At 73.8% G+C, this 18,642-nt stretch carries 17 protein-coding genes, 1 pseudogene and 1 riboswitch; of the genes and pseudogenes, 9 read left to right on the top strand and 9 right to left on the bottom strand.

Features of this window, described 5'->3' with window-relative positions; translation table 11 throughout:
* Positions 1-47: 47 nt before the first annotated feature.
* The 4 genes from FVS66_RS18435 to FVS66_RS18420 all read right to left on the bottom strand — a co-directional run bounded on the left by FVS66_RS18435 (position 48) and on the right by FVS66_RS18420 (position 6,382).
* Positions 48-1,265, bottom strand: a complete 1,218-nt coding sequence (locus FVS66_RS18435) for a type III PLP-dependent enzyme (RefSeq protein ID WP_262387065.1) — start codon at positions 1,263-1,265, stop codon at positions 48-50.
* Positions 1,262-3,082, bottom strand: coding sequence for an IucA/IucC family protein (locus FVS66_RS18430; protein WP_149182259.1), 1,821 nt, complete (start codon positions 3,080-3,082; stop codon positions 1,262-1,264). Before FVS66_RS18430 ends, FVS66_RS18435 begins: the two co-directional genes overlap by 4 nt.
* A 187-nt stretch (positions 3,083-3,269) precedes the next feature.
* Positions 3,270-5,153 (bottom strand): IucA/IucC family protein, encoded by a 1,884-nt coding sequence (locus FVS66_RS18425; RefSeq protein ID WP_149182258.1) that lies wholly within the window; start codon positions 5,151-5,153, stop codon positions 3,270-3,272.
* The gene (locus FVS66_RS18420; RefSeq protein WP_149182257.1) at positions 5,153-6,382 is read right to left on the bottom strand and encodes an ATP-grasp domain-containing protein; all 1,230 of its coding nucleotides are present in this window, start codon (positions 6,380-6,382) and stop codon (positions 5,153-5,155) included. Before FVS66_RS18420 ends, FVS66_RS18425 begins: the two co-directional genes overlap by 1 nt.
* Before the next feature lie 200 nt (positions 6,383-6,582).
* Here FVS66_RS18420 and FVS66_RS18415 point away from each other — a divergent pair.
* The 4 genes and pseudogenes from FVS66_RS18415 to FVS66_RS18400 all read left to right on the top strand — a co-directional run bounded on the left by FVS66_RS18415 (position 6,583) and on the right by FVS66_RS18400 (position 11,346).
* Positions 6,583-7,435 (top strand): annotated as a pseudogene (locus FVS66_RS18415) ((2Fe-2S)-binding protein).
* A 190-nt stretch (positions 7,436-7,625) separates the two neighbouring features.
* The gene (locus FVS66_RS18410; RefSeq protein WP_149182326.1) at positions 7,626-8,738 is read left to right on the top strand and encodes a tetratricopeptide repeat protein; all 1,113 of its coding nucleotides are present in this window, start codon (positions 7,626-7,628) and stop codon (positions 8,736-8,738) included.
* A complete protein-coding gene (locus FVS66_RS18405; RefSeq protein WP_262387064.1) occupies positions 8,735-9,859 on the top strand; it encodes a polyprenyl synthetase family protein in 1,125 nt (374 codons plus the stop codon). Before FVS66_RS18410 ends, FVS66_RS18405 begins: the two co-directional genes overlap by 4 nt.
* 59 nt (positions 9,860-9,918) lie before the next feature.
* Complete coding sequence (locus FVS66_RS18400; protein ID WP_399225803.1) at positions 9,919-11,346, top strand: RtcB family protein; 1,428 nt, start codon at positions 9,919-9,921, stop codon at positions 11,344-11,346.
* 103 nt (positions 11,347-11,449) lie between these two features.
* On the opposite strand, the gene FVS66_RS18395 is transcribed toward FVS66_RS18400, so the two are convergent.
* Positions 11,450-11,815 carry a PH domain-containing protein gene (locus FVS66_RS18395; protein ID WP_149182256.1) on the bottom strand — a complete coding sequence of 122 codons (366 nt, stop codon included), beginning with the start codon at positions 11,813-11,815 and terminating at the stop codon, positions 11,450-11,452.
* A gap of 88 nt (positions 11,816-11,903) precedes the next feature.
* On the opposite strand from FVS66_RS18395, the gene FVS66_RS18390 reads away from it, so the two are divergent.
* The 5 genes from FVS66_RS18390 to FVS66_RS18370 all read left to right on the top strand — a co-directional run bounded on the left by FVS66_RS18390 (position 11,904) and on the right by FVS66_RS18370 (position 15,407).
* Positions 11,904-12,728 carry an RICIN domain-containing protein gene (locus FVS66_RS18390; protein ID WP_149182255.1) on the top strand — a complete coding sequence of 275 codons (825 nt, stop codon included), beginning with the start codon at positions 11,904-11,906 and terminating at the stop codon, positions 12,726-12,728.
* 33 nt (positions 12,729-12,761) lie between these two features.
* Positions 12,762-13,484, top strand: coding sequence for a CmcI family methyltransferase (locus FVS66_RS18385; RefSeq protein ID WP_149182254.1), 723 nt, complete (start codon positions 12,762-12,764; stop codon positions 13,482-13,484).
* A gap of 111 nt (positions 13,485-13,595) precedes the next feature.
* Positions 13,596-13,772, bottom strand: a riboswitch (TPP riboswitch).
* Between the two features lie 110 nt (positions 13,773-13,882).
* Positions 13,883-14,335, top strand: a complete 453-nt coding sequence (locus tag FVS66_RS18380; RefSeq protein WP_149182253.1) for a YbhB/YbcL family Raf kinase inhibitor-like protein — start codon at positions 13,883-13,885, stop codon at positions 14,333-14,335.
* An 11-nt stretch (positions 14,336-14,346) separates the two neighbouring features.
* The gene (locus FVS66_RS18375) at positions 14,347-14,790 is read left to right on the top strand and encodes an archease (protein ID WP_149182252.1); all 444 of its coding nucleotides are present in this window, start codon (positions 14,347-14,349) and stop codon (positions 14,788-14,790) included.
* A 170-nt stretch (positions 14,791-14,960) separates the two neighbouring features.
* On the top strand, positions 14,961-15,407 hold the full coding sequence (locus FVS66_RS18370) for a MerR family transcriptional regulator (protein ID WP_149182251.1): 447 nt from the start codon (positions 14,961-14,963) through the stop codon (positions 15,405-15,407).
* Positions 15,408-15,436: 29 nt separating this feature from the next.
* Here FVS66_RS18370 and FVS66_RS18365 read toward each other — a convergent pair whose 3' ends face one another.
* From FVS66_RS18365 to FVS66_RS18350, 4 genes are all read right to left on the bottom strand, one after another.
* The gene (locus tag FVS66_RS18365) at positions 15,437-16,039 is read right to left on the bottom strand and encodes a hypothetical protein (RefSeq protein WP_149182250.1); all 603 of its coding nucleotides are present in this window, start codon (positions 16,037-16,039) and stop codon (positions 15,437-15,439) included.
* Between the two features lie 152 nt (positions 16,040-16,191).
* On the bottom strand, positions 16,192-16,719 hold the full coding sequence (locus FVS66_RS18360) for a flavodoxin domain-containing protein (protein ID WP_262387063.1): 528 nt from the start codon (positions 16,717-16,719) through the stop codon (positions 16,192-16,194).
* Positions 16,720-16,993: 274 nt separating this feature from the next.
* The gene (locus FVS66_RS18355) at positions 16,994-17,689 is read right to left on the bottom strand and encodes an ester cyclase (protein ID WP_149182249.1); all 696 of its coding nucleotides are present in this window, start codon (positions 17,687-17,689) and stop codon (positions 16,994-16,996) included.
* A 69-nt stretch (positions 17,690-17,758) separates the two neighbouring features.
* Positions 17,759-18,565 (bottom strand): VOC family protein, encoded by an 807-nt coding sequence (locus tag FVS66_RS18350; RefSeq protein ID WP_149182248.1) that lies wholly within the window; start codon positions 18,563-18,565, stop codon positions 17,759-17,761.
* Positions 18,566-18,642: the final 77 nt, after the last annotated feature.

Here is an 18,642-nt window from a genome sequence, read left to right as displayed (position 1 = left end):
ACGGCATCGGCATCGGCATCGGCATCGGCTGCGAGAGCGACTGACCCTCAGGCCCGGCCACCACCGTCCAGGAAGTGGAAGCCCGGCCTCGGGTGCATGAGGAAGTCGTGGTGCGAGATGTTCCACGCGTACGCCCCGGCCAGGGCGAACGCCACCCGGTCGCCCGCCCGCAGGCCCGGGGCCGGTACGTGCCGGGCGAGAAGGTCCTTCGGGGTGCACAGCTGGCCGGTCAGCGTGACCTCGCCCCCGGTGGCCGCGGGGCGGGGCCAGGGGTGGGGCCAGGCGGCGACGGGCAGGACCGAGCAGGGCTGGTCGTGGCCCTTGGTCGCGGGGGTCCGGAGGTGGTGGGTGCCGCCGCGGACCACCGCGAACTCCTCGCCGTGGCTGGGCTTCACGTCCAGGACCTCCGTCGCGTACCAGCCGCAGTACGCCGTCAGGGCGCGGCCCGGCTCGATGCGCAGGGTCAGGTCCGGGTGGGCGGCCAGCAGGGCGGACAGGCCCTTGCCGTAGGACGTCCAGTCGAAGCGGGACTCCGGGGCGGCGTAGTCGACCGTCATACCGCCGCCCACGTTCACCTCGCGGAGGTGGACGCCGTGGCGGGCGGCCAGATCCGTCGACCACGTCACGATCGACGCCGCCACCGCCAGTTGCTCCTCCGCGTCCAGGCCGCTCGCCAGATGGGCGTGGACGCCGAGGAGTTCCAGGCTCGGGTATGTGCCGTCCGTCAGCGGGCGGACCGCCTCGTCGGCCTCTGCCGGGTCCAGGCCGAACGGGGTCGGGCGGCCGCCCATCGCCAGCGAGCTGCCCTCCAGGGAAGCCGCCGCGAGCGGGAGGTTGAAGCGGAGGAGGACGCCCACCCGCTCCTCCGAGTCCGTTTGGGCGGCCAGTTCCCCCAGCATGCGCAGGTCGTGGAGGCTCTCCACATGGAAGCGCTCCACGCCCAGCTCCAGGGCCGTGCTGATCTCCATGGGCGTCTTGCCGGGGCCGCCGAAGGCCAGCGGGTGGCCGGGGACCGCGCGGCCCACGTGGGCGAGCTCGCCGCCCGACGAGACCTCGTACCCGTCGGAGTACGGGGCGAGGGCCCTGAGGATCTCCGGCTCCGGGTTCGCCTTCGCGGCGTAGTACAGCTCGACGCGCTCCGGCAGGGCGGCTCGTACCGCCGCGGCGTGTTCGCGCAGGGCTGTCAGGTCGTAGACATAGGCCGGGAGCTCCGTCGGGGGGAGGGTGAGGATGTGGTTCCTCGCCTCCGGGGTGGGGTGGGTCATCGGGTCTCGCTCCATGCGGGGGTCGCGGTGGACAGGAAGTCCTCGGCCAGCGGGGAGGGCAGGCGGACGTAGCCGGCCTCGCGGTCGGCCCTGCGCGCCCAGCGCGTGAGCAGGTTGGCCTTGGCGGGCAGCGGCACCCCGGCGAGGAGCGCGGCCAGCCGGGGCGGGCAGCCGTGCCGGTCGGCGTACGCGCGGAGCGTCGCGTGGACCCGGGCCCACAGAGCGGGCTCGGTCCCGGGGTGCAGGTCGGCGAGCGCGGCGAGGACCTCGGCGACGTGGTTGACCAGCAGGCAGTAGACGACCCGGTCCCAGCCTCGCCGGGCGTCGTACGTCATGGGCCCGGCCACCTCGGCGGGCAGCGCCGCCAGGGCGTCGGCGTGGTGCTCCGGTACCAGCTTGGTGCCCTCAAGGTCGCGGAAGAGGACCTGCGCGGGCAGGCCCTCGTCGTCGACACAGACGACGACGTTCTGGAGGTGCGGCTCCAGGACCACGCCGTGGTCGAAGTAGGCGGCCAGCACGGGCGGGACGAGCAGCTTGAGGTACGCGGCCCACCAGTCGAGCGCGGTCCGCGGGCCGGTGCCGTGGAGGAGACGGGAGATGTGACCGGGGCCCGTGGGGTACTCGTCGGCGACGGCAGCCGCGAGCAGCGGGGTCGTACCGGGCAGCAGCCGCCGGGACAGGCCCTCGCGGACGATCACGCCGAAGCCTTCGAGCAGGGCCCGGTCGGGGGTGCCGGCCGGGCCGCCGTCGTGGGAGCCGCCCGGCGCGCCATCGGTGCCGGGCGGCGGCAGCGCGAGGCTCCGGTACGCCGGCTCGCGCAGCATCGCGCTGCCGGGGAAGCGAGCGGCCAGGTCCGCGAGTACGGGCTCCAGCACCCGGGTCAGGGCGACCGCACCGGACAGTTCGTAACCGGCGTTCTTGCGAAGACAGTTGGTGATGCGGACGTTCAGGCTGAACTTCAGGAACGTCTCCCCGTCGTACAGCGTCCGGACCGACGCGGTGGCCGCGAACGGCTTCCCGCAGGGCCCCAGGTCGACGACGTCTCCCCGGTCGACGGCGGCGCGGAACCGGGGGTGGTCGCGCAGCATGGCGTACTGCCACGGGTGCGCGGGCAGCAGTCGGTAGCCGCCCGGGAGGTCGGCCCGCAGCCCGTCCAGGGCGTCGAACGCCCCCGCTTCCGCCGCCTCCTCGGCGATCAGATGCGACCGGACCGCGAGGTGCCGCAGCGGGAACGACGCCCCGGCCTCCGGCGCGTACGACAGCCAGGACGCGGCGTCCCCGCCACGGGCCTTCGGCGTCGGGTGGAAGCGGTGCCCGAACAGCAGGGACTGTTCGGAGGCGAGATACGTGGCGAGCCCGTCGCCCGTCGTGGTCTGCGGCCCCGGTGCCTCGGCGCGTACGGCCAGCGCGGCGGAGACGGCCTGGTGGCTGGAGGCGACCTGGTCCAGGAACTCGTCGTTGCGCACCCCCGTACGGAGCGACAGCTCGTCCCGTACGTACTCGGCCAGCCGCCGCCAGCCGACCGGCTGCCAGGTGCCGCCACCGGCGTCCTCCAGCACGGGGCCCGCGAACCGGTGCGCGCCCAGCAGCGACGTACGGCGCAGCGCGATCCGCAGCCGGACGCCGCGGCGGGGCAGACGCAGCAGGAGCCGGCCCTCGCTGACGGCGGTCTCGTGCTCGGGGCCCGACACCTCGCGCAGGAGGCAGTTGAGGAGGGTATGGGCGACGACCGCGTCGGCGGTGGGAAGGCCGGCCGTCGCGGCGGTGCAGGGCGACGGGTCGAGCGGCTGGGCGAGCGACTTGTTCAGCGGGGGCATCAACGGCTCCAGCGGGTGCGGAGAGAGAGTGGAGAGGGCGAGCGGTGATCAGGGGAAGGAGCGCGGCGCGGGCCTCCGGGAGCGGCGGGCCCCCGGCCGGGCGCCGCACCGGACCGCGGGTCGGTGGCGCGCCCCGCGACGGTACCGGCGGTGCCGCCGGGCCCCGTCCGCGTCGCCGTGGCGGTCGTCATCGAGGGCTGTCCAGCAGGTAGTTGGGCCCTCTGGTGTAGTGCTTGTTGATGTCGGCGGCGCCCGAACGGGCCTTCGAGAGCAGGGTCCCGGCGGTGACCATCGCCTTGACCGGCAGCTCCGGCGCGTCCAGGACATGGGCGCGCAGGGTCGCGCCCGGTTCCCCCGGGGCCGTGCCGAGGCGCTCGGCGGCCTCGGCGAGGCGGTCGCGCACGAGGCCGATCAGCGTGTCGAGGGGGGCACGGCCGTGGCGGGCGAGGCCGAACGCGTAGGCGCCCGCGCAGAGGTGGACGGTGATGGTGGTGAACAGGTCCGTCAACGGCCGGTCGCCGTCGCTGTCACCGTCGCCGCAGCCGTCGCCCACGCCCACGCCCACGCCGAAGATCCGGGTGTCCTCGAACGCGGACGGGTCCGGCGCGTCGGTCCCCAGGGTCTCCCGCAGGCGCGCGGTGTTGATACGCGGCGCGTCGTTGTCCTTGAGCAGCAGCCGCAGCCGCGTCGCGCCGCCGCCACCGCCGTCGCCACCGCCGCCGCCGCCGCCGCCGCCGGACGCCACCCGCCGGTCGAGGACCAGCGAGACGTTCTGCTGGTGGGACTCCAGGGCGATGCCGTAGCCGAAGAGCGTGGTCTGCCAGTCGAGGAGGAGTGTCAGGCAGGCGTCGAGCAGCGCGACCGGGTCGCCGCCGTAGAAGCGGTCGGCGAGTCGGTCGACGACCAGGCCGCCGCCGGGCGCCTCGCTCAGGAGCGCGGCCATGGGGACGACGACGGCGCCGTCGAGCCCGGCGGGGAGGCGGCGGCACAGTACGGCGAGCAGTTCGTGGCCGACGTGGGCGTACACGGTCTCGTCGGCGTGCAGGACGGTGTCCCGGAAGCGCGGCTCGCGGGCGATCACGGTCTCGAGCAGCCGCTGCCCCGCGGCGCCGTCCACGAGGGTGCCGGGTTTGATGGTGCGGCGGTTGCGGAGCCCGAGCGTCGCGGTGGCGAGCGGCAGTTTCAGATGGAGGTCCGGCTCGGCGGCGAGGGCGACCGTACGCATGGACAGGGTCGGTACGGCTCGGAGGTGTGCGCGCTCGGCGAGTACCGCCTCGCCTTCCAGGCCGGTCGCGCGCAGGGCGGCCCGCAGCGGGGCACCGACGGTCAGGGGGTGGACGGGCAGGGCGAGGTGGCCGTGGAACCGCTCGGGCAGGCCCAGGACGGCGGGGGTCGGCCAGCGGGTGGGCAGCCGGTCGGGGCCGCCCGCGAGGGTGACGGCCTCCCTGGGCACGGCCAGCCAGCGGAGCGCGAGCCGCGGATGGAACTCGGGTGCGTACGCGCGCAGTTCCGCCTCATCGAGCCCGGCGCGGCCGCGTGCGGTCGGGTAGACCGGGTGGTCGTGGCGGGCGGCGAGCGTGTCGTGGGCGAGGCCGGCGGCCGGTCCGGTCCAGTAGGCGGGGTCGGGACCGTACCGCTCGGTGAGCCGACCGACGGTCTCCGCGCGTGTGGCGTCGTGCAGCCGTATGGTGGCGAGGGTCTGCCGGCACTCCTCGGCGAACGCGTCGAAGCCGTCCCGGTCGACCGGGTCCGCGAGCGCGGCGAGGGTGCCGACGACCGCCTCGTACGTGGCGAGCCGGGTGCCGTCCGACTCCCGTACGAGGAAGGGCTCACGGGCGGCGTACGCGCCCTGGAACCCGTCGTCGGCGACCGGCAGCAGCAGCGCGTCACCGTCGCCGGTGGAGAGCCGCAGCCAGCGGCCGTCCTCCTTGTCCACAGCTGTGGAACGGGTCCGCAGCCCGACGACGTCCTCGCGCAGCAGGGCCCCGAGGACCCGCAGCAGCAACTCGCCCTCGGCCGTGCCCGCATCCGTGCCCGTGCCCGCATCCGTGCCCGTGTCCGTCGCGCTCATCACGGGATGATCTCCCAGCGCTGGGCGGCGAGGAAGTCCGCGACGACACGGTCGACGGTCTCCTGGCCGGTTCCCGTGGCGCGCAGCACTCCGAGGAAGTCGCGGTTGGTGTGGTGCAGCTCGTGCCGCTCGCCCACGGCACGCAGCGGCCGGTACGTGAGCCGGACGCCGTCCACGGTGAGGTCGGCGGCCTCGGGTGCGGCCGTGAGCGTACCGGCGCGGTCGGCGCACGGGTACTCCAGGCGGGCCGCGCCGTCCGTACGGGCGCCGAGGTCGGCGGGCAGCGGCTCGCCCAGGTGCGTGCGCAGGATGTGCTCGAAGAGCGGCACGTCGAGGAGCTGCGCCAGGAGCAGGTCGCACTGGTCCCCGACGGCCCGGTAGTTGACCTCGATGATGCGGGCGCGGCCCTCGTGGACGACGAACTCGGTGTGGCAGGCCCCGAACCCGACGCCGAGCGCGTCGAGCTGGGCGAGTATCCGCGCGACGACCGGCTCCGGGTGGGCGGGGACGAAGGTGAGCCGCTCCTCGATGAAGTACGGCGGCGGGGAGATCTCGGTGTGGAAGCCGCCGAGGACGTGCCGGACCCGCCCGTCGCCGAGCGTCTCCAGCGTGTACAGCTCGCCGGCGAGGAACTCCTCGACGACCAGTGCGGCCTCGGGCCGCCGCGCCTGGATCTCCGCGCAGCGCAGCAGGAGTTGCTCGGGTCCGTCCACCAGGACCACGTCCTCGCTGGCCACGCCCTCGCGGGGCTTCACGACGCAGGGGTACGGCACACCGCGGCCGGCGCCGGGACCGGACCCGGCCCCCGGCTCGGGACCGATGAGCGTGGCCGGGTCGTGGCCGCTCGGAAGCTCGGCGGCCCAGACCGTGTCGACGCCGGTCGCGGCGAGGTGGCGCCGCAGCTGGGCCTTGTCCTTGGTGCGCAGGGCGGCCCGCCAGTCCTTGCCGGGGAGGCCGAAGTAGTCGGCGGCGAGGGCGGCCTGGGTCTGGAGGTGGTCGCTGTTGGTGAAGATCGCGTCGGGGGTGTGGTGGGCGGCGACACGGCTGATGACGGCGCGGAAGTCACGTACGTCGCACTTCAGTATCTCGACGTCCGGGGCGTATGCGCCCCGGTGCGCGTCCGGCTGGTCGGTCAGCACGGTGACGTCGAGGCCGAGCCGGGCCGCGGCGGGGAGGAAGCCTTCGGTGACCGAGTCCGTGGGGTTGAGTGCGAGCAGGTACAACCGCATGGGGCTGCCTTCCGAGTCGAGGAGACGGCAGGTGAGTGCCGCCGAACGCTTTTGGCCACACCAGCGCGTCGAAGCCTAAGTTAGGCAATCCTTACTTCTCAACTGCCGCCTTATGACACGCCCATGGCCCCGCACCGCACACCCCGACCAGATGTGATTAAGGTAAGCCTAACCTTTTTCGATCTCGCCGAAGGAGCGCCATGACCCTGGCCCCGGACACCGCGCGGGCCCGCGCCGGCCTGCGTAGGGCGCCGGCGCTCGCCGACACGTACCGCCGGGTCGTGGCCTCCTGCGAGGCGCTGAACGTGCGGGTCACGCCCTCCCCGACGGCACACCACGTCGACGGCGCCGAGCTGACGGAGGACCAGGACGCCCTCGACGCCTTCGTGGAGGCCGAGTCCGCCCGCGCGGGAACGCCACGGCACGACCCCGCGCCCGGACGTCGCCGCCTCCCGCGCCCTGCACGACTATCTCTGGTCCGTCAGCCTCCTGATGAGCGGCTCCTGGTACCTGGAGCGCCGCGTACCGCGCATCCGGCCGCGCGACATCCGCGTCGACCTGGCGACGGGCACCTTCGAGGTCGTCCCGGGCACGGGCTTCGCATGCCTCCCGCACGACCCCGCCGCGGCGGCCGACGCCCCCGGCGTACGGGCCCTGGGCCACGAGGAGGCGCTCCGCGCGGAGCTGCGGGCAGCCGTCGCCGACCATGTACGCCCCCTGCTGACGGCGATCGGCCCGCGGCTGCGGCGCGGGCCGCGCGCGCTGTGGGGGATGGTGGGCGACGACCTGGTCTCCGGTATCTGGTACCTCGGCCGCGTCCTCGGCCAGGAGGAACGGGCGGTACGCGCGGCGGAGGACCTGCTGCCGACGGCCGTCCCGCCGTTCCCCGGCGGCGCGGACTTCCGCCGCCTCGTCGGCCACGAGGGCCGCCGGTACCCGACGCGCACCCGGGTGTCCTGCTGCCTGTACTACACCCTGCGGCCCGACGCGGCCTGCGTCACCTGCCCCCGCACCCCCGACGCGGAACGCGTACGGCGGCTGGACGCCGAGTAGCCGGCCGGCTCCCCGTACGTCCAGCCGACGACCGCCGGCCGTCTCCGTAGCACTCAGGTAGGACACACGACCAGCACGCAGAGGGACTCGTGGAACCTCCTTCCGCTCATACCGTCTTGATCGGTAACGAACGGATACGGAAACGGGTGTGACAGTGAGTCAGACGGCGATGCGCGCGGCGGCACGGACGATGTCGGAGGTGCGGCAGGAACCCGGCCACGTCGAGGACGGGGGCGGGGGCGGGCCGCGCGGGAAGGCGTTCGCTCCCGAGTACCAGGGGCCTCTCGGCTCGCTGTCGGTGAACTCGTCGCTGACCGATGTCCTGGAGAGAGGCGTAGAGGAGCTGCGCGCCGCCGAAGCGGCCGGGGAGCGGCGGGAGGTGGCGCGGTGCGGGCTCGCGGTGGCGGAGGCGTGCCGGCGGCTGGGGCGGATCGACGAGGCCGACCGGGCGTGGAAGGCGAGCTACCGGGCGGCGCGTGACGCCGGGGACGTCGGGGCGATGGCGTGGGCCATGTGGAGCGGGGGGACGCTCGCCCGGCAGCGCGGCGCGCTGGCGCTCGCGTACCGGCTGCTGGGGCTGGCCGCCGAGCTCGGCAAGCGGGGCGGGGACATCGTCGTACGCGGGTACTCGCTCGCGGGACTCGCCGAGACCGGGCGGATTCAGGGCGACTACCAGGCCGTCGGCGAGCTCCACGAACAGCTGCTGGCCGAGGCCCGTCGGCGCGGTGAGGCGCGGCACACGGTGTGGGCGCTGGAGGGCATCGCCCAGATGCACCGGAACACCGGCTCGTACGACAAGGCCCTCGCGCTCTTCGAGGAGGCCGCCGAGACCGCCGCACGGGCCGAGGACCGGCGCGGGCGGGCGTGGGCGCTGCGCGGGATAGCCGATGTCCTGTCCGTACGGGACGGGGACGTGGAGCGGGCGCTGGCCCTGCTGTCCGAGGCCGAGGTGGCCTGCCGGGAGATGGAGCTGTCCAGCGCGCTGGCGTACAACCACAAGATGCGCGGCAACGTCCTGTACCGGGCGGGCCGGTACGAGGAGGCCCGGGACACGTACGCGGGGGCGCTGGAGGAGTTCCGCGCCATGGACGAGCCCCGGGGTACGGCCCTGTCCCGGCTGGGCCTCGCCAAGGCCCTCGCCCGGCTCGGGCGGGACCCCGAGGAGACCGCGGCCGAACTGGGCGAGCTGCGCGACACCCTCGACCGCATCGGGCTGCGGCACGCGCGCGACATGACCGAGAAGGCCGCCGCGGAGCTGGGCGTCGGACCACTGCCGACGGGCGAGGAGGGGGTACGGCGATGACCTCCGCCCCGATGGCCTCCGGCTCCCTGACGTCCGACCCCGTTGCCGCCGCCCCGACGGCCCCCGCCCCGGACCCCGCGACGGTGGCCGGTCCGGACGCCTCCGGGGTCCTCCTCCGCTGCCGGACGCTCGTACGGCCCGCGCTCGCGGAAGCCGTCGGGCAGCTCCACCCCTGGACGGGCGAGATGGCGGCGTTCTCGCTCGGCTGGCGGGACGCGGGCGGTACGCCCGACCCGGGTGCGTCCGAGGGGAAGGGGGTGCGGCAGGCACTCGCCGTGCTGGGGGCCGAGGCCGCCGGGGCGGAGGGCAGGGTGGCCGTGGCGGGGGCGGTCGCCGTGGAGCTGGTGCACGCGTTCTCCCTGCTGCACGACGACATCATGGACGGCGACGCCATGCGCAGGCAGCGCGAGACGGTGTGGAAGGCGTACGGCACCGGGCCCGCCGTCCTGGCCGGCGACGCCCTGTTCGCGCTGGCCGTGCAGACGCTCGCCGAGGCGCCGGACGTCCACACCGGGCCCGCCGTACGGCGCCTGTGCGACGCGCTCAGCGCCCTGGTGCGGGGCCAGGCGGAGGACCTGTGCTTCGAGGACCGGCCCTGGACGGGACCCGGCGCGGTGCGGCCCGACGAGTACCGGGCCATGGCCGAGCACAAGACCGGCGCCCTCCTCGGCTGCGCGGCCGCGCTCGGCGGGCTGCTGGGCGGGGCGCCCGACGGAACGGTCACCGCGCTCGACCTGGCGGGACGGCACCTGGGCGTGGCGTTCCAGGCGGTCGACGACCTGCTGGGCATCTGGGGCGACCCCGCGGTGACCGGCAAGCCCGTCCACGGCGACCTGCGGCAGCGGAAGAAGACGTACCCGGTGCTCGCCGCCCTGGCCTCCGAAGGACCCGCGGCGCGCGAGCTGGCCGCGCTCCTGGAGGCACCCGGCGGGACCGACGGCCGCACGGCCGCCCGCGCCGCCGCGCTCGTCGACCGGGCCGGCGGGCGCGCCGCGACCCTGGAGGAGGCCCGCCGACAGCTCGCCACCGCCCGCGCCCGCCTCCGCTCCGTACCGCTCGCCCAGGTCGCGGCCCGCGACCTCGACGCGCTGGCCGTGTTCCTCCTGCACCGGGCGGTGTGACCCGCCGCCCCGCGGGTACCGGGCGACGGGACGGAGCGGGGCGGGAACGGGAGGCAGCCATGGTGGTCATGGACGTCGTGGAGGAAGGCCGGTACCGGTTCCGTATCGAGCCGGGTCCCGGCATGCGCGTCCCCGGCGTGGTCTTCGCGTCCCGCGCGCTGCTGCGGGACGCGGAACAGTCGCTCCAGCAGGTCGGGAACGTCGCGACGCTGCCGGGCATCGTCGGCGCCTCGTACGCCATGCCGGACATCCACTGGGGGTACGGCTTCCCCATCGGCGGCGTCGCCGCGACCGACATCGCAGCGGGCGGGGTGATCTCACCCGGCGGCGTCGGCTTCGACATCTCCTGCGGGGTGCGGCTGCTGGCCGCCGACTGCGACCGCCGCGCGCTGCACCCGGAGACACTGCGCGCGGTGATGGACGGCCTGGGACGGGTGATTCCGCGCGGCGCCGGGCCGGGGGGCGTGTGGCGGCTGAGCGGCGTCGGGCAGCTGGAGCGGGTGCTGCGGGGCGGTTCCCGGTACGCGGTCGAGCAGGGGCAGGGCGAGGAGCGCGACCTGTGGCGCTGCGAGGACGGCGGCGCGGTCGACGACGCGGACGTGGAGCAGGTCGGCGATCGGGCCCGGCAGCGCGGGCTGGGCCAGGTGGGGAGCCTCGGCTCGGCCAACCACTTCCTGGAGGTTCAGGAGGTCAAGGAGGTCTACGACGGTGCGGTCGCCGCCGCGTTCGGGATCGCCGTAGGGCAGGTGTGCGTGATGATCCACTGCGGTTCGCGGGGGCTGGGGCACCAGATCTGCTCGGACCACGTACGGGCGATGGACCGCGCGATGGCCCGGTACGGCATCGAGGTCCCGGACCGGCAACTGGCCTGTACCCCGGTCGACTCGCCGGAGGGCCGCGACTACCTGGGCGCGATGGCCGCCGCCGCGAACTACGGCCGCGCCAACCGCCAGCTGCTCTCTCAGGCGACCCGCGGGATCTTCCGCCGGCGGGCGGGCGTACGGCTGAGTCTCGTGTACGACGTGTCGCACAACCTCGCCAAGATCGAGACGCACCCGGTGGACGGCGGCGGGCCGCGCCGTCTGTGCGTCCACCGCAAGGGCGCCACGCGCGCGTTCCCGCCCGGCCATCCGGAGCTGCCGCCGGACCTGCGGGACGCGGGCCAGCCGGTGCTCATCCCCGGCACGATGGGCACGGCCTCCTATGTGCTGACCGGCGTCCCGGGCGGTGACGCCTTCCACTCCACCTGCCACGGCGCCGGCCGCGTCATGAGCCGCCACCAGGCCGCCCGCACGGTCACCGGCGGGGAGCTGCGGGCGCGGCTGGAGGCGGCGGGCATCGCCGTACGCCCGCTGTCGCTGCGGAGCCTGGCGGAGGAGACCCCCGAGGCGTACAAGGACGTCGCGGAGGTGGTGGCGGCGAGCGAGGGCGCGGGGCTGTGCCGGAAGGTGGCACGGCTGGAGCCGCTGGGCGTGGTGAAGGGCTAGTAGTGCCCCGCCGGGCTTCCGCGTCTGCACCCGGCGGGCTCCCGGCGGGCTCCCGGCGGGCTCCCGCTCCGGGCTTCCGCCCGGGGTTCCCGGTTCCCGCCGTCTAGCGCGCCACGAACTGCGTGAGGATCGCCTGCACTTCGTAGATGTCGACGCCCTTCGTGAAGGTCTTCTGGACCGGGGCGGGGTTGCCGGAGATCCAGATCTTCAGCTCGGCGTCGAGGTCGAACGTGCCCGCCGTCTCGACCGCGAAGTGCGTGATGCTGCGGTACGGGATGGAGTGGTACTCGGTCTTCTTGCCGGTGATCCCCTGCTTGTCGACGAGGATCAGGCGGCGGTCGGTGAACAGGATCGTGTCGCGGATCAGCAGATACGCGGCGTGCACCCGCTCACCGGGGCCGAGGAGCCGTGCGTACTCCTGCTGCGCGCTCGCCGGGTCGACGGTGTGCGCGTTGCCGAACAGTGCCATGAGAGTCCCCCCGTGCATCGATTCCTACGATCGTCGCACTGTACCGTCGCCGGACGGCGTGACGGCATGGTCGTGAGGAGCAGCAGGGGTGAATCACCAAGGGCACAGCGGCGACCCGCGGATGTGGGACCCGGATGCGACGGAGGTCCTCCCGCCCACCCCGGACGCGTACCCGCCGCCACTGGAGCCGACCAGGACGCTGCCGCGGATCGAGGACGCGCCGCCGCCCGGGCGTCCCGCCACGCGCGGGCAGAAGCGGGGCGGGCCGCCCAAGGGGGTGCTCGTCGCGGTGGCCATCGCCGCGTGCGCCGCGGCGGGCCTGGGGATCGGCGCCCTCCTGGGCGGCGGTGACGGCGACCGGGGTGGCGACGGCGACCGTAGGGGCGACGTGGTGGCCGCCCGGCAGAGCACCGCCGTCGCCACCCCGGCCCCGGCGGAGCCGCCCCCGAGCCCCACGCCGTCCACCGGCGCGACCGAGCCGCCGCCCGTCCCCACCGGGCAGTACGTCCTCCTCGACCCCGCCACCGGCAGGGCCGCCGACGTGGAGGCCGCCTCGGTGAACGACGCAGCGCCCGTCATCGCCTGGGAGCGCCACGGTCAGCCCAACCAGCAGTGGTTTCTGGACGACCTCGGCGACGGCCACGTGCAGATCAAGGCCGCCCACTCGGGCCTGTGTCTCCAGGGCACCGACCCGCTGGGCCCGGGCGCCGTGGTGGTCCAGCGGCCCTGCACAGGCACCGACGCGCAGCGCTGGCAGCCCACCGCCTCCGCCGACGCCGCCGGCCACACTTTCGCGCTGAAGGACCACGGGCTGGTCCTCGGTACGGCAGGGCCGGAGAACGGCGCGCCCCTGCAGCTCCAGGCGCCGGACCCGGCGAACCCACGGGGGTGGACCCTCCAGCCGGTCCCGTAGACACCTCTTCCGGAGCGTGGTTCGCTCGTCTGCGTGGAGGACGCCCATGAGAGTGAAGCGCTGCCGCCACGCGTGGCGGCGGCGTTGGACGACAGCGTCGGCGCGTACTGGAGGGCGAGGGAGCGGCAACACGTCCGCGACGTCTACGCCGGGGTGCGGATCAAGAAGTTCCCCGAGGACCTGCGCCTCATGGAGCACCTGATGTGGCTGTCGCGCAGCCAGGTGGTCGTGGAGCTGGGTACGCACTTCGGCGGGTCCGCCCTGTGGTTCCGCGACCGGCTGCGCGCCCTCGCCGGGTACGGCCGGGTCCCGGAGGACGTCCGGGTCGTCACGCTCGACCTGCGCCAGGACAAGGCGCGCGAGGCCCTGGCCGGCGCCGACCCGGCGTACGAGCGGGACATCACACTGCTGGAGGGCGACATCACGGACCCGGGCACGGCCCGGCGCGCGGGTGCGGCGGTCCCGGCCGGGGCGCGGTGCCTGGTCGTGGAGGACACCCTGCACACGTACGACACGACGACGGCGGCACTGCGGCACTTCGCGCCTCTGGTGCCGGTCGGCGGGTTCTTCGTGGTCGAGGACGGCATCGTGGACGTACCGGAGCTGCGGCCGCCGGACATGCCGGGCGGTGTCCAGCCCGCCGTACGGAACTGGCTCGGCACGCCCGAGGGGGCCGGTTTCCGGCAGCGGCGCGATCTGGAGCGGTACGGGCTGACGTGCCACCCGGGCGGATGGCTGGAGCGGGTGCGGCAGTAACTGCGGGCAGCGGCAGTGCGGCCCGCGTTTGCGATACGTCGCCGACGACAACGCCACCGTCGGCCAGGAGGGCACGGCGGTGGCGCGAGTGATGAGCCATAAGGCATGAGGCGACCTACGAGACGGGCTCCCTGCGCCGGTATTGTCCGGATCAGGTTCTGGGGGTCGCCTTCCAGCCGGTCTCCCGGCCTTCGGGCCTCTCAGCCCAACCGTCGACGTCGGCCCCAGCGGAAACCGAGGCTTCCTGCCAAAGTCGGCTACTCCGGTTGAACTCCCTCGCTCATCCCGTAGGTCTATAAGTAGGCTACCTCCGTCAGAGTGATACGAACCATGTCGAATCATGATTTTTTGGAGAATCTCCGCGCATACCGGTCCATGTGGCGGGTACTGCGGGCGACATGGCCGGTATCGATCTGATGAGTTCCGCGTTCGGCGACCACACGCCCATCCCGCGCCGTTACGCGTTCGAGGGCGAGAACGAGCACCCTCCGCTGACCTGGTCCGGAGTGCCGGACGACGCCAGCGAGCTGGTGCTTCTCTGCGAGGACCCCGACGCCCCGTCGGGCACCTTCGTCCACTGGGTGATGGTCGGCATCGACCCGCACACCGACGGCATGGACCAGGGGCATGTCCCGGAGGGCGGGACCGAGCTGGTCAACGGGTTCCACCAGCGCGGCTGGGGCGGGCCGCACCCGCCGCCCGGGGACGAGGCACACCGGTACTTCTTCCGGCTCTACGCCCTCCGGGAGCCCGTCGTACTGCCCGACGCGCCCACCGCGGACCAGGTGCACGAGGCCGTCGAGCGGCGGGAGCTCGCCAGCGGCACCCTCGTGGGCATGTACCAGCGCTGACGTGCGTCGCCATGGGCGGTGAGACTCCCGTACGGCTCCCGGGCGAGGGCGGACACCGGTCGGTGCCGCACACCGCCGACGTGCGCATCGAGGCGTGGGGCGGCAGCCGGGAGCAGTGTCTCGGCGAGGCGGTGCTCGGGCTCGTGGAGTGCTTCGCCGACGTGTCGGCCGCGCACGCGGACGCCGTATGGCGGCTTCGCCTCGCCGAGGTCAGCGACGACGACCTCCTCGCCGATCTCCTGGAGGAGGTCGTGTTCCGGCTCGACGTCCACGGCGAGGTGCCCGTGGACGTCGAGGTCGAGACCACCGACGGGGACCTCGACGTACGCCTCGCGGTCGCCCGGCTCGCGCGGGTGCGGATCACCGGGTCCGTACCGAAGGCCGTCTCCTGGAACGAGCTGCACATGGCGCCGGACCCCTACGGATGGTCGTGCGCCGTGACCGTGGACGTATGACGAGCGCTGCCGCTCTTCGAACTACGTTCGCAACCGGATGCCGGACGCACCGCTGAGCGGCGCGGACGGCACGCGGGCGGTGAACGCCGCGAAGCAGGCCATGTGCGTACGTAAGGTGAGGAGCCTCAGCACGGACGCGTGAACGGCGGAGAGAGCAGGCGGGCGCGGCGATGGCGGACGACCAGGCGACGGCGGAGGACCGGGCGACGGCGGACGACCGGTGGCGGCACATGCGGATCGGCGAGGTGGCCGCGCGGACCGGTCTCTCGCTGCGCACCATCCGCCATTACGAGGTCATGGGCCTCGCCGCGCCGTCCGCCCGCAGCAAGGGCGGCTTCCGGCTGTACACCGCCGCCGACGTCGAGCGGCTCATGGTCATCCGACGTATGAGGCCGCTCGACTTCTCGCTGGACGAGATGCGGGACCTGCTGGCGATCACCGACCGGCTCGCCGCGACCGAAGACCCGCCGGAGGACGAGGAGCGGCGGCGGCTGCGCGAGCGCCTGGACACGTACCGGAAGGTCGTCGAGGCCCGCTGCGAGACGCTGCGCGTCCACCTGGAGACGGCCGAGGACTTCGCCACGGCCCTGCGGCGCGGCCTCGGCCCGGCGGTCTGACCGGGGCGCGGCGGTCCTGCGGCTGCGGGTCAGTCCTCGGTGTCGCACCAGTTCGACGTACCGCCGAGGGTGTGGACCAGCCACAGGCCGTCGTCGTCTTCCTCGGCCGTGAACACGTCGTACGTCAAGTCGAACAACAGGCCCGTGCGGGCGGCCCGGGGCAGCCGGTAGCGGTGGACGAACGGTGGCTCCCCGGGCCGCTCGACGGTCAGCACCGACCTCCGCAGCACCCGCTGCCGGTACCGCAGCCGGATGTCCGGTCCGACGGCGAACTCCCGCCCTCCGATGTCCAGCACCGTCCGCCCGTCCGCCCTGCGGACGCGGAAGCCGGTCCCGCCGAGGCTGCCGGTCACGTCGAGGGGCGGCGGGGGCCCGGCGGGCGGCAGGTCCCGGGCCCATGGCGCGGGCACCGCCTCGGCGGCGCCGTCCGGGTCCGCCGGGCGTCGCCGCTCGCGGAGCGCGTCCACCACCGCCCACACCACCGCCATGCCGGTGGCCACGGGCAGCGCGACGACGACGGCCTGCCCCCACGACGCACCGGCGAGGGGCAGCGCCACCGTGATCATCACCGCCGTGACCAGCCACCCGCCCGCCACGTCCCGCACCCTCCGCACACTCCGCACCGTCCGCATCGCCGCCCTCCCCCTGATCGCCCGATCGCGCACTCCGGCGCGCACACGCCAGCGCCCCGGTCGGTGCGGCGTCATCGCACATGACGCGCTCACCGAAGCGTCGGACGCGGTGAGTCCGCCGAGCGGCACCCCGCCGCGGGCCCCGGCCTAGCCTAGGACGAGTCCACCGTGTGGAGGGCCTCGGCGATCTCGTGGGCGAAACCGTCGACGGCGGCCCAGTCACGGTAGTCGCCGTACCGCACGCCCATGGCCCTCATCTTCAGGCGGGCCGGCCCGGAGAGGTGTTCCGGGCGGATGACACCGGAGAACAGACGGTGACCGCGCGGGCGCAGCCGCTCCCGCAGGGCCCCGACGATCTTCTTCTCCTCCATTCCGGCGAGGGTCCTGCGCGGGCCCGGCAGGGCGTCCGGCATGCCGACGCTGAAGATCCACAGGGCACGGCCGGTGAGCGCGTCCGTGTGGGCGTCGACGAAGTCCCGTGCCTCGGGCAGCCAGGCCATGTCGTGCACTGCGCTGCCGATCACATACGCGTCGTTGGCGGCCAGGTCCCCGGCCGACACGGCGGTCAGCTCCTTGGTCTCCACCTCCGCCCCGGCCTCCGCCAGACGGGTGGCGACGCGCTCGGCGACGCTGAGTGTGGAGCCGTGTGCCGTCGCGTATCCGACGAGCACGCGGATCATCGCGACGCACCGCCCTCGCCGACGTCGCGGCAGACTGTCCTGGGTGTGCGCATGGGGCTCATCTCCTCGCGTTCCGCTTCCGCAGCTCGCGCGCCCAGGTGTACGGGCCCGCACCTCCAGCGAAGCCCGTGCCGTGGGTCGCGGACAGGCCCTTCGGGCCCCTGGAGCATGCCGATCGGCCCCCACGACGACGCGCGCCGGGCCGCCACCCGGGCGGGCACGGCGAAGGGGGCGCCGCCGTGTGGCGTACACCCCCTGGGGCCGGTGCCCGCCCTCACGCCTCGACGGCGCCCAGCTGCTTCATGAGGCCGAGGTCGTCGACGTTCCACCAGCTCTCCGCGAGCCTGCCGCCCGAGCAGCGGAAGGTCGCGTGGCCCGTGCCGGCGACATCCCGGCCGGTGGCCTCGAGTCCCTGGTACGCCGCGACGTGCCGGCCGCGGAAGGAGAAGCGCACACACACCTCGTCACCCTCGGCGATCAGGCTGTGCAGCGTCATCTGCGGCTGGAACGCGTCCAGGATCTCCTTGTTCTCCGGCTTGACCTCGTCGACGCTCAGGTCGTACGAGGACAGCGACGGATCGTGCTCCCGGTAGTCCGCGGTACACAACTGGTACGCCGCTTCCAGGTCGCCCCGGTTGACCATGGTCTCCAGGAAGTCCCGGGCCAGTGCCTTGTTGAGCTGCTCGTCGCGGATGACGTCGAGGTCGGTGAACGACGGCTCTCCGTCGCAGAGCTCGACCATCTGCTGGTAGATCCGGTCGGTCTCGGGCAGATTCGAGTTCCGCATCGCCTCCTCGTACGACGGGAACTCCACGATCTCGACGACGTGCGCGGAGTCCGAGCGGTCCTTCGCGACGATCGAGTGAGTCGCGGTCCTCTTGCCCCGGGTCGCCTCGACCCAGTTGTCCATCAGCTTGTTGAGCGCATCGGCCTGCTGTGTCCGGCAGTCGATGACCTGCACAAACGTCATGACGTCCGCCTCCTGTGGTCGGAGCCTTCGGATACTTTCACGGTAGGCCGGGTTCGCCGGGACCGCCGCTCAGGGCTCTTCCGTCATGGCGGGCATCTCGCCCTCGGTCCTGTTGACGTCGATCAGCGAGAACGGCGCGCCCTGCGGGTCCAGGAGCGCCGCGAACCGGCCGAAGGGGCTGTCCATGGGTCCGAAGAGCACCTTCGCGCCGCGGGCCGTCGCCCGCCCCATCGCCGCGTCGACGTCGTCGACGGTGAAGTAGACGTTGATGTACGGCGGCACGTCGGGCGGGAAGTTCTCGTCCATCGTCATCCGGCCGAGGACCGGCGCGTCGCCGAGGTTGAAGACCTTGAAGTCGATGTTCGCGTCCTCCATGCGCTGCGCCCTGTAAGGGAAGACCGCGCGGAAGAACGCGTCCGCCTTCCCCGGCTCCCGCGTGTAGACCTCGGCCCAGCAGTACGCCCCCGGCACGGCCCGCACCTCGAAGCCCTCGTGGACGCCGGCCTGCCAGACGCCGAAGGTCGTGCCGCCGGGCTCGCGGGCGAGCAGCATCGATCCGAAGTCGCCCACCTGCATGGGCTCCATCAGCACCTGGCCGCCGTTGTCGCGGATCTTGCGCGCGGTGGCCTCCACGTCGGGCGACGCGAAGTACAGGCACCAGGCGGACTGCGGCGCCTGGCCCTCCTGGCCCGGCATCGGCGGTACGACGGCGGCGACCGCCTTGCCGTCCGCGTACGCCTGCGTGTAGTTGCCGTACTCCGTCTGCGCCTCGCCGAAGGTCCAGCCCAGCACGTCCCCGTAGAAACTCTTGGCGCCCTCGATGTCGGTGAACATCGCGTCCACCCAGCAGGGCATGCCCTCGGGTTGTCCGGCCATGACGATCCCCTCAATGGTTCATGAGTGATTTCCTGTCCGGTTTGCCACGCTATCCACCCGACGGGCACCACGCGCGC

Origin of the sequence: Streptomyces sp. TRM49041, from assembly GCF_008271805.1 — a bacterium.
Classification (GTDB): domain Bacteria; phylum Actinomycetota; class Actinomycetes; order Streptomycetales; family Streptomycetaceae; genus Streptomyces.
Note: the sequence above shows the minus strand (reverse complement) of the source record. Positions and strands in the feature narration are given on the sequence as shown.

Coding starts and splice junctions, on each gene's coding strand:
- FVS66_RS18370 (WP_149182251.1), top strand. CDS start 14,961: ATGGCGGACGACCAGGCGACGGCGGAGGACCGGGCGACGGCGGACGAC.
- FVS66_RS18375 (WP_149182252.1), top strand. CDS start 14,347: ATGGGCGGTGAGACTCCCGTACGGCTCCCGGGCGAGGGCGGACACCGG.
- FVS66_RS18355 (WP_149182249.1), bottom strand. CDS start 17,689: ATGACGTTTGTGCAGGTCATCGACTGCCGGACACAGCAGGCCGATGCG.
- FVS66_RS18405 (WP_262387064.1), top strand. CDS start 8,735: ATGACCTCCGCCCCGATGGCCTCCGGCTCCCTGACGTCCGACCCCGTT.
- FVS66_RS18435 (WP_262387065.1), bottom strand. CDS start 1,265: ATGACCCACCCCACCCCGGAGGCGAGGAACCACATCCTCACCCTCCCC.
- FVS66_RS18365 (WP_149182250.1), bottom strand. CDS start 16,039: ATGCGGACGGTGCGGAGTGTGCGGAGGGTGCGGGACGTGGCGGGCGGG.
- FVS66_RS18400 (WP_399225803.1), top strand. CDS start 9,919: ATGGTGGTCATGGACGTCGTGGAGGAAGGCCGGTACCGGTTCCGTATC.
- FVS66_RS18420 (WP_149182257.1), bottom strand. CDS start 6,382: ATGCGGTTGTACCTGCTCGCACTCAACCCCACGGACTCGGTCACCGAA.
- FVS66_RS18380 (WP_149182253.1), top strand. CDS start 13,883: ATGGCCGGTATCGATCTGATGAGTTCCGCGTTCGGCGACCACACGCCC.
- FVS66_RS18350 (WP_149182248.1), bottom strand. CDS start 18,565: ATGGCCGGACAACCCGAGGGCATGCCCTGCTGGGTGGACGCGATGTTC.
- FVS66_RS18425 (WP_149182258.1), bottom strand. CDS start 5,153: ATGAGCGCGACGGACACGGGCACGGATGCGGGCACGGGCACGGATGCG.
- FVS66_RS18395 (WP_149182256.1), bottom strand. CDS start 11,815: ATGGCACTGTTCGGCAACGCGCACACCGTCGACCCGGCGAGCGCGCAG.
- FVS66_RS18430 (WP_149182259.1), bottom strand. CDS start 3,082: ATGCCCCCGCTGAACAAGTCGCTCGCCCAGCCGCTCGACCCGTCGCCC.
- FVS66_RS18410 (WP_149182326.1), top strand. CDS start 7,626: ATGTCGGAGGTGCGGCAGGAACCCGGCCACGTCGAGGACGGGGGCGGG.
- FVS66_RS18360 (WP_262387063.1), bottom strand. CDS start 16,719: ATGATCCGCGTGCTCGTCGGATACGCGACGGCACACGGCTCCACACTC.